At 71.6% G+C, this 15,584-nt stretch carries 14 protein-coding genes; 3 read left to right on the plus strand and 11 right to left on the minus strand.

Annotated features, from left to right (window positions below; all coding sequences use genetic code 11):
* Positions 1-90 precede the first annotated feature (90 nt).
* Together AB0M92_RS15225 and AB0M92_RS15230 are read right to left on the minus strand one after the other, a co-directional pair.
* Entirely contained in the window at positions 91-753 is a 663-nt protein-coding gene (locus tag AB0M92_RS15225) for a TrkA family potassium uptake protein (RefSeq protein ID WP_030859497.1), read from the minus strand.
* Positions 750-1,418: a TrkA family potassium uptake protein gene (locus tag AB0M92_RS15230; RefSeq protein ID WP_366102591.1), complete on the minus strand. Its 669-nt coding sequence runs from the start codon at positions 1,416-1,418 to the stop codon at positions 750-752. Before AB0M92_RS15230 ends, AB0M92_RS15225 begins: the two co-directional genes overlap by 4 nt.
* Positions 1,419-1,627: 209 nt before the next feature.
* Between AB0M92_RS15230 and AB0M92_RS15235 the strand changes: the two genes are divergently transcribed.
* Together AB0M92_RS15235 and AB0M92_RS15240 are read left to right on the plus strand one after the other, a co-directional pair.
* Positions 1,628-3,676 (plus strand): APC family permease, encoded by a 2,049-nt coding sequence (locus tag AB0M92_RS15235; protein ID WP_366102592.1) that lies wholly within the window; start codon positions 1,628-1,630, stop codon positions 3,674-3,676.
* A 96-nt stretch (positions 3,677-3,772) separates the two neighbouring features.
* Positions 3,773-5,104 carry a TRAM domain-containing protein gene (locus tag AB0M92_RS15240; protein WP_366102593.1) on the plus strand — a complete coding sequence of 444 codons (1,332 nt, stop codon included), beginning with the start codon at positions 3,773-3,775 and terminating at the stop codon, positions 5,102-5,104.
* A gap of 43 nt (positions 5,105-5,147) precedes the next feature.
* On the opposite strand, the gene AB0M92_RS15245 is transcribed toward AB0M92_RS15240, so the two are convergent.
* The 9 genes from AB0M92_RS15245 to AB0M92_RS15285 all read right to left on the minus strand — a co-directional run bounded on the left by AB0M92_RS15245 (position 5,148) and on the right by AB0M92_RS15285 (position 14,097).
* Positions 5,148-6,185: an MAB_1171c family putative transporter gene (locus tag AB0M92_RS15245; RefSeq protein ID WP_366102594.1), complete on the minus strand. Its 1,038-nt coding sequence runs from the start codon at positions 6,183-6,185 to the stop codon at positions 5,148-5,150.
* A 6-nt stretch (positions 6,186-6,191) separates the two neighbouring features.
* Positions 6,192-6,683 carry a hypothetical protein gene (locus AB0M92_RS15250; protein WP_366102595.1) on the minus strand — a complete coding sequence of 164 codons (492 nt, stop codon included), beginning with the start codon at positions 6,681-6,683 and terminating at the stop codon, positions 6,192-6,194.
* Complete coding sequence (locus AB0M92_RS15255; protein ID WP_366102596.1) at positions 6,680-7,189, minus strand: hypothetical protein; 510 nt, start codon at positions 7,187-7,189, stop codon at positions 6,680-6,682. The genes AB0M92_RS15250 and AB0M92_RS15255 overlap by 4 nt, the downstream gene beginning before the upstream one ends.
* On the minus strand, positions 7,186-8,031 hold the full coding sequence (locus tag AB0M92_RS15260) for an aldo/keto reductase (protein WP_366102597.1): 846 nt from the start codon (positions 8,029-8,031) through the stop codon (positions 7,186-7,188). Before AB0M92_RS15260 ends, AB0M92_RS15255 begins: the two co-directional genes overlap by 4 nt.
* Positions 8,032-8,123: 92 nt before the next feature.
* On the minus strand, positions 8,124-8,471 hold the full coding sequence (locus AB0M92_RS15265; RefSeq protein ID WP_366102598.1) for a helix-turn-helix domain-containing protein: 348 nt from the start codon (positions 8,469-8,471) through the stop codon (positions 8,124-8,126).
* 174 nt (positions 8,472-8,645) lie between these two features.
* Complete coding sequence (locus tag AB0M92_RS15270) at positions 8,646-9,572, minus strand: NADP-dependent oxidoreductase (RefSeq protein ID WP_366102599.1); 927 nt, start codon at positions 9,570-9,572, stop codon at positions 8,646-8,648.
* Positions 9,569-10,810 carry an MFS transporter gene (locus tag AB0M92_RS15275; protein ID WP_366102600.1) on the minus strand — a complete coding sequence of 414 codons (1,242 nt, stop codon included), beginning with the start codon at positions 10,808-10,810 and terminating at the stop codon, positions 9,569-9,571. Before AB0M92_RS15275 ends, AB0M92_RS15270 begins: the two co-directional genes overlap by 4 nt.
* The gene (locus AB0M92_RS15280; RefSeq protein WP_366102601.1) at positions 10,807-13,011 is read right to left on the minus strand and encodes a prenyltransferase/squalene oxidase repeat-containing protein; all 2,205 of its coding nucleotides are present in this window, start codon (positions 13,009-13,011) and stop codon (positions 10,807-10,809) included. The genes AB0M92_RS15275 and AB0M92_RS15280 overlap by 4 nt, the downstream gene beginning before the upstream one ends.
* A 144-nt stretch (positions 13,012-13,155) precedes the next feature.
* The gene (locus tag AB0M92_RS15285; protein WP_366102602.1) at positions 13,156-14,097 is read right to left on the minus strand and encodes a DapH/DapD/GlmU-related protein; all 942 of its coding nucleotides are present in this window, start codon (positions 14,095-14,097) and stop codon (positions 13,156-13,158) included.
* 423 nt (positions 14,098-14,520) lie between these two features.
* Between AB0M92_RS15285 and rfbB the strand changes: the two genes are divergently transcribed.
* Positions 14,521-15,552, plus strand: a complete 1,032-nt coding sequence (gene rfbB, locus AB0M92_RS15290) for a dTDP-glucose 4,6-dehydratase (RefSeq protein ID WP_366102761.1) — start codon at positions 14,521-14,523, stop codon at positions 15,550-15,552.
* Positions 15,553-15,584: the final 32 nt, after the last annotated feature.

The following is a 15,584-nucleotide window of genomic DNA, read 5'->3' on the forward strand; positions in this document are numbered from 1 at the left end:
CCTGGTCCTCAGCTGGCATCCGGACGGACTGCGGATGGGAATCCCCGGGCAGCGCCGCTGGATCGAGCCTCCCACATCTGCGCGGGTCCGTCAGTGACGGGCCTGGAGGAGGTCCTCCAGCTGCTCCTCACGGGCCTGGGCGGCCACGAAGAGCAGTTCGTCACCCGGCTCCAGGGTTTCCTCGCCGTGCGGGGTGAGGACCCGGTTGCCGCGGATGATCGTGACCAGCGAGGTGTCCTCGGGCCAGGTGATCTCGCTGATCTGGGTGCCGGCGACCGAGGAGTCGGCGGGCAGGGTCAGCTCGACGAGGTTGGCGTCGCCGTGGCTGAAGCGCAGCAGCCGCACCAGGTCGCCGACGCTGACGGCCTCCTCGACCAGGGCCGACATCAGGCGCGGAGTGGAGACCGCCACGTCCACGCCCCAGGACTCGTTGAAGAGCCACTCGTTCTTCGGGTTGTTGACCCGCGCCACGACCCGGGGGACCCCGTACTCGGTCTTGGCCAGCAGGGAGACGACCAGGTTGACCTTGTCGTCGCCCGTGGCGGCGATGACCACGTTGCAGCGCTGCAGCGCGGCCTCGTCGAGCGAGGTGATCTCGCAGGCGTCGGCCAGCAGCCACTCGGCCTGCGGGACCCGCTCCACGGAGATGGCGGTCGGCGCCTTGTCGACGAGGAGCACCTCGTGCCCGTTCTCCAGCAGCTCACCCGCGATGGAACGGCCCACCGCGCCGGCTCCGGCGATCGCGACCCTCATGCGTGTGCCTCCTCGGGGCCCTCGGCGAGGGATGCCTCGACCTTGTCGATCTCGTCCGTACGCATCATCACGTGGACGAGGTCGCCCTCCTGCAGCACCGTCTGGGAGGTCGGCAGCATGGCCTCGCCCAGTCGGGTGAGGAAGGCCACGCGGACGCCGGTCTCCTCCTGGAGCTTGCTGACCTTGTGCCCGATCCAGGCGGCGGAGGTGTGCACCTCGGCGAGCTGGACCCCGCCGCTCGGGTCGCGCCACAGCGGCTCGGCCCCGGACGGCAGCAGCCGGCGCAGCATCTGGTCGGCGGTCCACCGCACGGTCGCGACGGTCGGGATGCCCAGGCGCTGGTAGACCTCGGCGCGCTTGGGGTCGTAGATGCGGGCCGCGACGTTCTCGACGCCGAACATCTCGCGCGCCACGCGGGCGGCGATGATGTTGGAATTGTCACCACTGCTGACCGCGGCGAAGGCGCCCGCTTCCTCGATCCCGGCTTCGCGCAGCGTGTCCTGGTCGAAGCCGACCCCGGTGACGCGGCGCCCGCCGAATCCGGCTCCCAGCCGGCGGAATGCGGTGGGGTCCTGGTCGACGACAGCGACCGTATGCCCCTGCTGTTCCAGGGTCTGCGCGAGGGCGGAGCCCACTCTTCCGCAGCCCATAATGACGATGTGCACGGCCGTCCTTCCGGCTGTCAGCGCTCGCTGGTTCCCAGCCTCATTGCATGCTCTGGCACCACAGGGTCTCAGACCATGGCCCAAGCTACACACGGGCGGTCCCCCAAGTGGCCTCTGCCGTGCACGCAGGGTCTCAATGCGGGTGTCATTGCCCTGTAATACGGGCGGGGGGTTCGTCAGGCCGATTTCGAACGCTTACGATCCTCTGCGTGTCCAAACTGACCGACGTGCCCAAACGGATCCTGATCGGCCGGGCGCTACGCAGCGACCGCCTCGGGGAAACGCTCCTCCCCAAGCGGATCGCCCTACCCGTGTTCGCATCCGACCCGCTCTCCTCGGTGGCATATGCCCCGGGCGAGGTCCTGCTGGTCCTGTCGATCGCCGGTGTCTCGGCGTACCACTTCAGCCCCTGGATCGCCCTCGCGGTCGTCGTGCTGATGTTCACCGTGGTCGCCTCCTACCGCCAGAACGTCCACGCGTACCCCAGCGGCGGTGGCGACTACGAGGTCGCCAACACCAATCTCGGGCCGAAGGCCGGACTCACCGTCGCGAGTGCGCTGCTCGTCGACTACGTCCTGACCGTCGCCGTGTCGATCTCCTCCGGCGTCGAGAATCTCGGCTCCGCCGTGCATTTGGTCATCGAGCACAAGGTGCTCTCCGCGGTGATCATGATTCTGCTGCTCACGCTGATGAATCTCCGCGGCGTGAAGGAATCCGGGAAGCTCTTCGCCATTCCGACGTACGTGTTCGTCGGAGCCGTCTTCGTGATGATCGCCTGGGGCGCCTGGCGCGGCCTCGTCGCCGGCGACACCATGCAGGCCCCGACGGCCCACTTGGAGATCAAGGCCGAGCACCAGGGGCTGGCGGGCTTCGCGCTGGTCTTCCTCCTGCTGAGGGCGTTCTCCTCCGGCTGTGCCGCCCTGACCGGCGTCGAGGCGATCAGCAACGGCGTCCCCGCCTTCCGCAAGCCCAAGAGCAAGAACGCCGCCTCCACGCTCGCCCTCATGGGCGCCCTGGCGGTCACCATGTTCTGCGGGATCATCGGCCTGGCCATGGCCACCAACGTGAGGATGGCCGAGGCGCCCGCGACGAACCTGCTGGACAACGGCGTCCCCGTCGGCCCCGATTTCGTCCAGCACCCGGTGATCTCCCAGGTGGCCGAGGCCGTCTTCGGCAACGGCAGCTTCCTGTTCATCGTGCTGGCGGCCGCCACCGCGCTCGTCCTGTTCCTGGCAGCGAACACCGCGTACAACGGCTTCCCGCTGCTCGGCTCGATCCTCGCGCAGGACCGCTACCTGCCGCGCCAGCTGCACACCCGCGGTGACCGGCTCGCCTTCTCGAACGGCATCGTGCTGCTCGCCGGCGCGGCCATCCTGCTCGTGTGGATCTACGACGCCGACTCCACCAAGCTGATCCAGCTCTACATCGTCGGCGTGTTCGTCTCCTTCACGCTCAGCCAGATCGGCATGGTCCGGCACTGGAACCGGCACCTGCGGACCGAGAAGGACCAGGCCGCGCGGCGGCGGATGCACCGCTCCCGGGCCATCAACACCTTCGGCGCGATCTTCACCGGCCTGGTCCTGGTCGTCGTCCTGGCCACCAAGTTCACGCACGGCGCCTGGGTCGCCCTGCTGGGCATGGTGATCTTCTACGGCACGATGACCGCGATCCGGAAGCACTACGACCGCGTCGCCGCCGAGATCGCCGCCGCCGAGGGCCCCAGCGACGACAGCGTGCGGCCCTCCCGGGTCCACTCCATCGTCCTGGTCTCCAAGGTGCACAAGCCCACGCTGCGCGCCCTGGCCTTCGCCAAGCTGACCCGCTCGGACACCCTGGAGGCGCTCAGCATCAGCGTCGACCCGGCCGAGACGAAGGCGCTGAAGGAGGAGTGGGAGCGGCGCGGGATCAACGTACCGCTCAAGATCCTCGACTCCCCGTACCGCGAGATCACCCGCCCCGTGGTCGAGTACGTGAAGGGCCTGCGCAGCGAGAACCCGCGCGACGCCGTCAGCGTGTACATCCCGGAGTACGTCGTCGGGCGCTGGTACGAGCACCTGCTGCACAACCAGAGCGCACTGCGGCTCAAGGGCCGCCTGCTGTTCACCCCCGGCGTCATGGTCACCTCGGTGCCGTACCAGCTGGAGTCCTCGGAGCTCGCGAAGAGGCGGGCGAAGAAGCGCCAGGAGTGGAACGCCCCGGGTGCGGTGCGCCGCGGACCGGTGGACACCCCCCGCCCGAAGGACCGCGCGGGCAAGTAGCCGCACGGGGGCTTGGCAAACGGCCGGACGAGATCCACGTAAACTGGTGGGTCGGTCGTCCGGCCGTTCCCATTTATGTTTTGGAGTCTCCCCACCATGACCGAGCAGAACGAGAAGCAGTCCTTGGTCGGGGAGGAGTACGAGGTCGAGGTCGGCCCCGTCGCGCACGGCGGCCACTGCATCGCCCGGACCTCCGACGGACGGGTCCTGTTCGTCCGCCACACGCTGCCCGGCGAGAAGATCATCGCGAAGGTGACCGAGGGCGAGGCGGACTCGCGCTTCCTGCGCGCCGACGCGATCACCGTCCTCGACGCCTCCAAGGACCGGGTCGAGGCCCCGTGCCCGTACGCCGGCCCCGGCAAGTGCGGCGGCTGCGACTGGCAGCACGCCAAGCCGGGCGCCCAGCGCCGGCTCAAGGGCGAGGTCGTCGCCGAACAGCTGCTGCGGCTCGCCGGGCTCACCCCGGAGGAGGCCGGCTGGGACGGTACGGTCATGCCGGCCGAGGGCGACAAGCTGCCGGCCGGGCAGGTCCCGCAGTGGCGCACCCGCGTCCAGTACGCGATCGACGAGGACGGCAACGCGGGGCTGCGCAAGCACCGCTCGCACGACATCGAGCCGGTCGACCACTGCATGATCGCGGCGCCGGGCGTCAGCGAGCTGGGCATCGAGAAGCAGGACTGGCCCCAGATGGCCACGGTCGAGGCGATCGCCGCGACCGGCTCCCAGGACCGCCAGGTGGTCCTGACCCCCCGTCCGGGCGGCCGCCTCCCGCTGGTCGAGCTCGACAAGCCGGTCTCGGTCCTGCGCGTCGAGGAGAAGGACGGCGGGGTCCACCGGGTCCACGGCCGCCCCTTCGTACGGGAGCGCGCGGACGGCCGTACGTACCGCGTCGGCATGGGCGGCTTCTGGCAGGTCCACCCGCAGGCCGCCGACACCCTGATCAAGGCCGTCATGCAGGGCCTGATGCCGCGCAAGGGCGAGATGGCCCTCGACCTCTACTGCGGCGTGGGCATCTTCGCGGGGGCCCTCGCCGAACGCCTGGGCGAGACGGGCGCGGTGCTGGGCATCGAGTCGACGAAGCGCGCGGTCGAGGACGCCCGGCACAACCTGGCGGACTTCCCCCGGGTCCGCATCGAGCAGGGCAAGGTGGAGTCGATCCTGCCGAAGACCGGGATCACCGAGTGCGACCTGGTCGTCCTGGACCCCCCGCGGGCCGGCGCCGGCAAGCAGACGGTCCGCCATGTGGCCGGCCTGAACGCCCGCCGCATCGCGTACGTGGCCTGCGACCCGGCAGCCCTGGCCCGCGACCTCGGCTACTTCAAGGAAAACGGCTACAAGGTCCGCACCCTCCGCGCCTTCGACCTCTTCCCGATGACGCACCACGTGGAGTGCGTGGCGATCCTGGAGCCGGTCGCGAAGGGCGCCTGACCCGCTGTTCGTCCGGTGCGCGTCATGCTGCGGGGGCAGCAGGTCATGTGTGACGCGTACCGGGTCGGGCCTCGGCGGGGCGGCTCGGGGTTCTCGTGGGGCAGGCCCGGGCGGCGGGGCGTCGTTGCGGGGTCGGCCGCGGGCGTTCAGCCGGGTGGGCGCCCGTCAGCAGCAGGGCGTCCTGGCACTCGATCTCCCGCCGGTACCTGCGGTACGAAAGGTCGAGCCGGTCCCGCAGGCCGCGGGGGCCGGGTTCCCAGGGGAGCACCACGTCCGGGTGGAGCGCGGTCAGCCGCCGCCACGCCGGTCCGAGGAGCAGGAAGACCCGCAGGTCGTCGAAGAGCCGCCGGCAGCCCACCGTGACCCGCCAGACCGCGGTGAAGTGCAGGCCGAGCACGCTCGCCAGGACGGCGGCCTCGGTGAAGACGAAGTTCAGCACGCTGTACCAGGTGAACCACTCGCCAGCCAGCAGCGGCTGACCGGCCACCAGGAACAGCCGGTTCACGCAGGTGACCGCGTAGGCCACCATGCCGACGGCCCCCACCGCCACCCCGACGGCGATGTGGCCGCGCACCATCCGGACGATCCGGGCGCAGGCGATCGCCGAGGCCCCGGAGCACCCCAGGAAGAACAGGTTCCCGATCACGTAGACGCCGACGATCCGCCAGTCCCCGGTGTACTGGTTCTGCAGCGGATCGGTGCGCAGGGCTCTCGGGGTCGACGCCATCAGGGCGGCGAGCAGCGCGCTCACCGCCAACGCGGTCAGGAACAGTCGTCCTCGCCACCACGGAACCGGGCCCGCGCGCCACAGGGGCGTCCACAAGTAGGTTGCCAGCAGGGCCAGGCTCACCGATACGCCGGTGTCCATGATGATGGAGGCGACCCCGGGCACGGTGGCGATCGGGATCCGCGCGCGGACCGCGGGGATGCCCACGAGCGCGGCGACGGTGAAGCTGCCCAGCGCCGTCAGCAGGAGCGGGGCCTGCGGGGTCGGCCGGGAGCCGACCCGCAGTGCCACCATCTTGGCGAGCAGCGCCAGGCACAGGAACGCGGACAGCAGGGACTGGAGCCGGGTGATCATGACGGCTCACGCCCCGCCGAAGTACCGCTGTACGTCCCAGGACACCTTCGCCTCTGCCCGGTCGTCGATGGCGAACTCGGCGAACGCGGCGGCCAGCAGTTCGGCCTCGCGCTCGGCCGCCGAGTCGTGGACCGAACGGAACCTGACCACGGCACCCCCCTCGGGGAGGCCGCCGAGCGCGGACAGCGCCGGCTCGTCGTGCCGGTACCGTTCGCCCTCGTGCTCGCACAGGATGTGGGCGAGTTCGTGCAGCACGATGTGGTCGCGGTGGGCGCCGACGGCCAGGTCCTGCACGATCACCACGTCGTCGTCGGTCCGGCAGACCCAGACCCCCATCGGGCCCGGGACCGGCAGCCGTGCCTCGACGACCCGGATGGGCCTGCCCCTCGCCGAGCTGATCTGGTCGCACAGCTCGTGTGCGGAGGAGTACGGGTCGAGCCGCAGGGAGCGGACGTACCTGCGGCAGTCGCGCATGGTGCTCAGCCGGCCGGCGGTCACGGGGTCCCTTCCATGGTGTCGAGGATCGCGATGAGCCGGTCCCGCAGTTCGGGCGTCATACGGCCGGCGCGCAGGGCGATGTGCTGCACCTGCCGGTCCGCGAGCGCGCCGAGTCCGTCCGCCGGCTCGGCCGCGTCGGTGGTGGGACGGCCGACCGGTGTGACGGGGGCGGTTGTGGTGGCGCCTGATGTGAGCCAGTCGACGGTGATCTCCGGATGGCCTTCGGCGAGATGGTCGTTGACGAACCGGACGAGCGCGATCACCACGGCGATCGAGGGGTTGGTGTAGCGCCCGGACCGGAGCATGCCCAGGTAGCTGCGGGAGACCCGGACGCCGTAGCGGCCCTCGGAACGGCTGATCAGGTCGGCGGCCTCGCCGGTGCCGAAGGTCTGCCACCGGCCGAGGTGGTTGCGGTAGCCGGCGATCGAGAAGAGGTGGTTGATCCGGCCGGTGAGGCTCTCGCCGCCGCCGACGACGCCGCCGCCGTCCGTTCGGTTCGCGGTCACCGCCCGGACCCCGCCGTCAGGACCGACCGGGCGTGATCGGCCACGGCCGCCGCCTCCGCCGGGCCCAGCGGGCCCGAGCAGGCGGCTGCCGCGTTGGCGAGGAAGTGCTCCGGCCGGGAGGTCGCCGTCAGGACGGTGGTGACCTGGGGGTGGGTGAGCACCCAGCGCAGCAGGGCCTCGGACCAGCTCGTACAGCCCAGTTCGCGCAGGAAGGCGGCGGGCGGCGGCTCCGCCAACAGGGCGCCTTCGCCGAACGGCCGCATCACGACCACCCCGATGCCCGCCTCGGCGGCGGCCGGGAGGATGTCCTCGGCCAGGGTGGGCTCCGCCGCGTTCATGTTGACCTGGACGAAGTCCACTTGGTCGGCGTCGATGACGTGGGCGAGGTCGGCCCGGGTGCCGCCCATGCCGAAGGCGTGGTCGAACTGGTAGGTGACGCCGGTGAAACGGACCCGCCCGGCCGCCTTCTGACGGTCCAGCCAGGCCAGGTTCGCCCGCCATCCGTTGAGGTTGTGCACCTGGAGGAGGTCGATGCACGAGCGCGCGTAGCCCGTGAGCTGCTCGGCGAAGACGGCTTCGACCGCCTCCGGTTCGGTTTCCCAGATCTTGGTGGCGACGAAGAACGACGGGTCCTCGCGGAGCAGCCGCGCGAGGCGGGGTTCCGCGTCGGAGTAGACCGGGGCGGTGTCCACCAGCCGGGCGCCGACCGTGCGGGCGGCCTCCAACAGGCCGGCCAGCCGGTCCGGGTCGGCCCGGTCGATCGCCCGCCAGGTGCCCAGTCCGAGTACCGGCAGGTCGACGCCGGCCTTGCGGGCCAGGCGCCGGGGCACGGTCGAGGTCATCGGTGATCCCTTCACTGCGAGAGGCCGGCGCACGGGGGTCGCGCCGGGTGTCGGGGCCCGAGGGGATCGTGGGCGGTGTCGCGAAGGTCCCCTCAGGCCGAGGCCGCGCCCGCGCCGGCCGGTTCCGCCTCCGGCGCGGGGCTGGTGATCTGCGTGGAGTCGAGGAGCCCGGGGAACCGGGCGTCGAGGTCGTCGCGCCGCAGGGTGATGATCCGGGTCGTGCCCCGGACCTCGGTGTGCATGACACCGGACTCCCGCAGCACCTTCAGGTGGTGCGAGAGCGTCGACTTGGCGATCGGGTAGACGAGCTGACCGCACGAGCGGGAGCCCTCCAGGAACATCACGCGCGCGATGTCCCGGCGGATGGGATCGCTGAGCGCGTGCAGCACCCGGTCCAGGGAGATCTCGGACCGGTCGGGGTGGTAGAGCGGGCTGCGCATGGGCGACCTTCCTCGTGGGCACCAGGCCCGCGCCTTCCCGGCGAGTACCTGCACGCCGGCAGATTCAACGTTCTACGACTATAGAAGAACCGGGCCGGCCGGTGGAGGGCAGTGGGCCGCGGGACCCCCGGGGGTCACGGGGCCACGGGGTCACGTCGCCACCCGGTGCCGGGCTCACCCGCCGGGCACCAGCACGATCTTCCCGCCCACGCCTCCCCGCAGGGAGTGCGCGAGCGCCTCGCCCGCCTGCTCCAGCGGGTACCGGGCGGCGATGGGCAGCTCGAACGGGGCCGTGCCGATCAGGTCCAGGGTGCTCGACAGTTCCAGCGGGAGATGCTCCAGGAAGCGGACCCCGCGTGCGTGGGCCGCCGCGTCCGGGACGATCGTGACCCGGCGGTCGGCCCCCGCGACGAGCCGGACGGCCGTCGCGGTGGGCTCCGGCCCGCCCGCGCAGTCGATGGAGGCATGGAACGGCCCGTGTTCCGCGAGGCGCTGCGCCAGCCCTTCCCCGTACCCGACCGGGGTCGCCCCGGCGGTGCGGACCAGGTGGTGGCGGGCGGGGGAGGCCGTGCCGACGACCTCGCCCGCGCCCAGCAGCAGGGCGAGCCGCACCACGGCCAGGCCCACGCCGCCGGAGGCGCCGTGCACCAGCAGGCGTTCCCCCGGCCGCAGCCCCACCTGGCGCAGGGCCGAGCAGGCGGTGCCGGCGGCCACCGGCAGGACGGCGGCCTGTTCGTCGCCGAACCGGTCCGGGCACAGGGTGAGTTCGTCGGCCTCCTGCGAGGCCGCCACGGCTTCGTACTCCCTGAACGCGCCGGGCCGGCCGTGCCGGATGACGCGGTCGCCGACCCGGAAGCGGCGCACCCCGGGGCCGGCCTCCACGACCACGCCCGCGCCCTCGACGCCGAGGCAGCCGCCGGGCAGGTCCATCGGGACGTACGCGCGGACCTCGCCGGAGAGGATCTTCCAGTCGATCGGGTTGACCCCGATCGCGGTGTACCGGACGACCACCTGGCCGGGCCCGGCGACGGGATCGGGCACCTCGGCCGGGTAAAGGACCCCGGGGTCCCCGTACCGGTCGAAGAGAACGGCGGTGCTCACGCCTGCGCCTCCTGCTTCCTGAAGGCGCCGGCCGCCGCGTACACGCACAGCGAGACCAGGTAGGCGGCGACGGTGAACCCGGCCACGCCCCAGAACCCCGTGACGTTGCCGAGGAGCACCCCGCCGACGGCGCCGCCGACCGTGGTGCCCACGTACATCGCGGAGTTGGACAGCGAGGAGACCGTGCCCCGGGCCGTCTCGGTCTGCGACTGCAGGATGCTCATGAACACCGGGAACACGCACCCGCCGGTCATCATCACCAGCGCCAGCAGCGCCAGCGCGACCGGCAGGTTCGGGGCGAGCGGGACCAGGCAGTACAGGACGGCCATGGTCAGCACACCGGTGAGCAGGGACCGGTACAGGCCCAGGCGCGCGACCAGGCGGCTGCCGAACAGGGAGCCGATCACGTTTCCGGCGCCCACCGCCATCATCGCGGTGCCGACGGAGGCCACGTTCAGCCCGAAGTCCTTGGTGAACCAGGACCCGAGGAAGGAGATGGCCTCGAAGTTGCCGGTCTGGAAGACGAGGTAGCCCAGCAGGTACCAGCGCAGCCGGCCGGTGCCCAGCACCGTCTTGTACGTGCCGACGATGGCCTTCGCCCCGCTGCCCGCGCCGGGCCGGCCCGGGACCGAGGGGAAGAGGCGGGCGAGCAGGACCCACAGTGCCACGGAGAGCCCGCCGATGCACCAGAAGGGCAGGTGCCAGGAGCCGGCGGCGAGCCAGCTGCCGAGCGGGATGCCCGCGAACTGGGCGATGGACAGCCCGGCGGTGGCGAAGCCCATGGTCCGGACGATCTCCTGGGGCTTGACCAGCACCGGGATGGACGCCCAGATCTGCGGGGAGACGAACGCGGCGCTCACGCCGGCGAGGAACCGGAAGAGGATCATCGTCCAGAACCCCTGCGCGAACCCGCACAGCGCCGTCATGACGATGAACCCGGTCAACCCGGTCAGCAGCACCCGGCGCCGGTCACGCCCGTCCGATATCGGACCGGCGATCAGTGCGAAGACGGCGTAGCCCAGGGCGTACGCGCTGACCATCCAGCCCGAGACGTCGGGGGAGACGTCGAAGGCGTCGGTCAGGGTCGGCAGCAGGGGAGCGACGAGGAAGGTGTCCGTCCCGATGACGAACATCGTGGCGAACGCGAGGAAGGCGACGGTCCGCGAGGAGCGGGCGGCGGCCGGAGGCTGCGCCGGCTTCGCGCCGGCCGTGGAGGAGACAGGTGAGGTGGTGGTCATGTCATCATCACCGCCCAGGAGCGGTTGAGCTTCCCTTCGAGCATGTGAAGTGCCTGTACCGCGATGAATCCCTCGTCGGTGGTCTCCGAGGGGGCGCCGGGCGCGCGGGAGAACCCTCCGTCCGCACTCTGGCGGACGGTGATCCACCGGACGCAGGCCTCGGTGTCGGCCGGCAGTGCGCCGAGCATGTAGAGCCCGCCGATGGCGTGGTAGGAGCCGACGAAGCTCTCCGCGCCGTCCGTCCGGTAGCGGAAGCCGCCGGCCTCGGTCTGCAGTCCGCGGAGCCACTGGACGGTTTCGCCGGAGTGCGGCGGGCGAAGGCCGAGCGCGATCAGGGCGCCGATCGCACGGAAGGTCGCGAAGGTGTCGGACGGGGAGCCGGGCCGGTTGCCGTAGCCGCCGTCCGGGTTGCGGCAGGCGAGCAGGTAGGCCACCAGGTCGTCCTCCCGCTCCGGGCGGGCGCCCAGGGCGACGAGGGTCAGGGTGGCGAGGTGGGAGTGCCAGGCGTCGCAGGGGAAGCCGGGCGCGTTGCCGAACCCGCCTTCCGGTCGCTGGCAGGACCGCAGGAACGCCACGCAGGCGTCGCGGTCGAAGCCGGGGTGGTCCGCGCCCCCCAGCACGACGGCCGTCAGCACCGCACAGTAGGTGGTGAAGGTCTCGGAGGGCAGGGAGGGTTGTTCACCGAAGCCGCCGTCCGGGTTCTGCGTGGCGAAGACACCGGCGAGCACACCGGGGGTGTTCGGCACCGGCTCGTCCAGGGCCAGCAGGTCGGACACGACGTGCAGCACCGAGAAGGTCTGCGCGGTGCGGTCGGAGCGCAGGCCGAGCGGGGACCGGTAGGGGGTGAGGCCGTAGCCCAGGCCGGAGGCGGTGGACCGCAGCCAGCGCAGGTAGTGCTCGATGTCGATGAGTCCCTCGGACAGCCGCCCGGTGGTGACGTGTCCCAGATCGTTGTCGAACGGGTCCGGCTGCGGACGCTCGACGAGCTCCGGCGCGGTGCGCGGGGCGACCACCCGGTCCCCCAGGGCGGCCAGGGCCAGCAACTGGGTGCGGGAGTGCTTGCCGTGGAAGGGGACGTACGTGGTGTTGCCGACGGCGAACGAGCCGGTGGTGCGCGGGGGCACCATGACGTGCCGGGCGAGGGGGACCGTCGGGTCGACGGGGGTGGAGAACCAGCTGCCCTGGCCGTGGAAGACACCGCCCGTCACGGGGTCGGTGTTCCGTTCCAGCTCGGCTTCGGCCTCCTGCGCCAGGGCCTTCAGGACCGGTCCGTCCTCCCCGTCCGGGTCGTCGAGCCCGGCGACGGTCCGCGCCGCCAGGGCGAGGAGCGCGTGGTCGGCGACGAACTTCGCCGGGAACGGCGAGTCGGGTCGGCCGTGCAGGGCGGCGACCGCGTCGACGCGCACGACGGAGTCGGCGGAACTGCGGTCCCAGTAGCCGCCGGTGCCGACGTGGAGGTGGTGGTCGTGGACGTGGGCCAGGATCCGGCGGGCCCGCTCCGCGGCGCCGGCGCGGCCGCGCCGGTGGAGCGCCGCCCAGGCCAGGGCCGCGAGGGCGGCCGGGCCGGTGCGGTGGCCGCGGAGCGTGTCCGGGACGCCGCGGGGGGTCAGACGGTCCCAGACGGCATCGCCGTGGACGTAGCGGTCGATCCGCTCGGCCGCCGAGTCGAGGAAGGCCGAACCGGTGCCCGGGGTCAGGGCGTCGGCGGCCAGGATCAGGACGGCGGTCTCCTCCAGCGGGCCGGACTCGTCCAGCGCCACGCTCGCGGAGCGGTCGAGCCGGGCCGGCCAATCGTGACGGAGGACGGCCTGGGCGATGCGCTCCAGGTGGGTCCCGGCCTCGGCGAGGAGGGTGTCGTCGCCGGTCAGCGTCCCGGCCCGGTGCAGGGCCCAGGCGGCGAGCGCCTGTACGGAGGGGGTGCGGACGTCGCCGATCGGGTGGGGTGCGCCCGTGACGTCGAGCAGCTCGCGGAAGCCCGGCAGGTCCGGGTCGGTGAACTCCCGCAGGGAGTCGAGGAGTCTGCGCGCGAGGTCGGTGTCGTCCGGGCCGGGGATGGTCAGGAGGGCCAGGGCGGCGTCCCGCAGGGTGCGGTCGGGGGTGATCACGTCGGCGGAGTCGCGGCCGAGGACGGCCGGGACGCGGGCCTCTTCGTCCAGGACGTGTTCCTTGACGAAGGTGCGCAGGGAAGGAGGACTGGTCATGGGGTTCCTTGTGGATCCGGAGCGCGTGGGTCGGGCGCCCGCTCCCAAATTTCGTTATTCGAAGAAGTTCGAACTGTGGGGAGCGTAGCAGAACGCGCGGTCCGACGGGGCGGGTGGGAAAGGGACTTGGGGTGAGCGGTGGGCTCAGGAGTGCGGCAGGGCCTGGCCGGCCCCGCTCGGGGTGGAGATCACCCCTGCGGTGAAGCCGCCGGCGGGTACGTCGCCGACGACGACGGAGTCGGGGGCGACGACGGCCCCGTCGCCGAGCCGGCACGGACCGACGATCGTCGCCCCGGCGCCGATCACGACACCGGCGCCGATCCGGACGGGCCCGCCCTGCCAGGGCAGGGAGCGAAGGCTCAGGTCGTGGCCGCTGGAGACGACCAGGACTCCGTCGCCGAGGTCCGTCCCCGGCCCGATGTCGATGCCGCCGGACCCCTCAAGGATCGCCCCGGCGCCGATCCGGACGCGCCCGTCGACACGTATGCCCCCGTGCGGTGACGGTCCGTCGGGGCGGCCCATGGCGATCACCCCGGCGCCCAGGTGTACATCGGGTCCGCCGGAGAGGGTCGCGTCGAGGAAGCCGCCCCCGTCCGAGGTCCAGTGGGCGGGCGCAGGGGTCCGTCCGGCGTCGCCGCGGGCCCGGACCCGCTCGATGGTGGCGGTGAAGTCGGGTGCTTCGTCCTCCGTCACCTCGCGCCGCCGCAGCACGCGCGCCGGGCGGCCCACGACGATCACGTCGGAGGGGACGTCGGTGACGACGTGAGCCCCGGCGGCGACGACGGCCCCCGGGGCGATGTGGACTCCCGGTTCCACGACGGCCCGCGCGCCGATCCAGGCACCGGCCCCGATCGTGACGGGGGCGGCGTCCGGACGTCCGATGCGCGCCAGTGAGGCGATCTGGCACCCGCTCGCCACACGGGCTCCGTCCAGTCGGCAGCGGAAGCCGACGAAGACCGCGCCCGCGAGGGCGGACCCGCTGACCGACGTACCGAACCGGATCCAGGTGCCGGGCCCGACGGTCGTGCCGGGGGCCGTCACGGTGTCGCCCTCTATGAGCGCCGACGGCGCCAGGGAATGTTTCATGCCGCCTGAAACTAGTGTTCTGCGGCCGCGCTCCGCAACCACGCTCGAAGTTTCCCCCCGTTCTTTCCGGCGCGGTCCACGCGGAATCGAAATTTTCAGATTCACCCCTCTTGGGGGAATGCTGAATTCCGCTTCAACTTCCCAAGTGCGAACTTGACGAAGTCATTGCCCTCCGTGCGACCGGCGCCACACTGCGCTGACCTCGGCGTTGGCTAGTATAGTGTTGCGCAGGCATGTTCGACGTTCTACGATCTTTGGACATCGCTTCGAGCGGCAGCTGTGCCCAGGCTCGGGGTGCACGAAGGCAACGGGGGATCGCCGGATGGGCGATGTTGTTCCGTTTCCCCTTCCTTTCGCATTTCCTTGACGGCGCCGTGCGCCGCGGAATATCGGGTGAACACCGTCGAAGGGCGGATACATTTCATGCACGTATTGGTGACCGGTGGTGCTGGTTTCATCGGTGGAAATTATGTGAGAAGACTCCTCGACGGCCGGTCGGACCTGGCGGTCGACCGCGTGACCGTGCTCGACAAGCTGACGTACGCGGGCAACCTCGCCAACCTCGCCCCGGTGGCGGACCATCCCGGGCTGCGTTTCGTCGAGGGCGACATCGCCGACCCGGAGCTCGTCTCGAAGCTGCTCGGTGACGTGGACGCGGTGGTCAATTTCGCCGCCGAGACCCACGTCGACCGTTCCATCCACGACCCGGCCGAGTTCGTCCGTACCAATGTCCTCGGCACCCAGAACCTGCTGGACGCCGCACGGACCGCCGGCCTGCCGAGGTTCGTCCACATCTCCACGGACGAGGTGTACGGTTCCATCGACGAGGGAGCCTGGACCGAGGAATGGCCCCTGGCTCCCAACTCGCCCTACGCGGCGGCCAAGGCGGGGGCGGACCTGCTCGCCCTGGCCTACACGCGGACCCACGGGCTGAACCTCTCCATCACGCGCTGCAGCAACAACTACGGCCCGTATCAATTCCCTGAAAAGGTCATCCCGCTCTTCGTCACCACCCTTCTGCAGGGCGGATCGGTGCCGCTGTACGGCGACGGCCTCAACGTCCGCGACTGGCTCCACGTCGACGACCACTGCCGGGGCATCGACCTCGTCCTCGCCAAGGGCGCGTCCGGAGAGGTCTACAACATCGGCGGCGGCCGGGAACTGAACAACCGTCGCCTCACCGAACTGATCCTCGACGCCTGTGGTGCCGACTGGTCCGCCGTCCGCCCGGTCGCCGACCGCAAGGGGCACGACCGCCGCTACGCCCTGGACGACTCCAAGCTGCGCGCGCTCGGCTACCGCCCGGAAGTCACCTTCGAGGACGGCCTGGCCGAGACGATCGCCTGGTACCGGGAGCGCACCGACTGGTGGCGCCCCCTCCTCCCGGCCGTCCCCACGGCCCCCGCCGTCCGCACCGCCGACGCGAGCCCGAGCCCGGGCACCGACGCCCGCTGACGGACGTCCCACCACCCCGCCCACGGCCCGGC

It is taken from the genome of Streptomyces sp. NPDC051582, assembly GCF_040681715.1.
Taxonomy (GTDB): Bacteria; Actinomycetota; Actinomycetes; order Streptomycetales; family Streptomycetaceae; genus Streptomyces.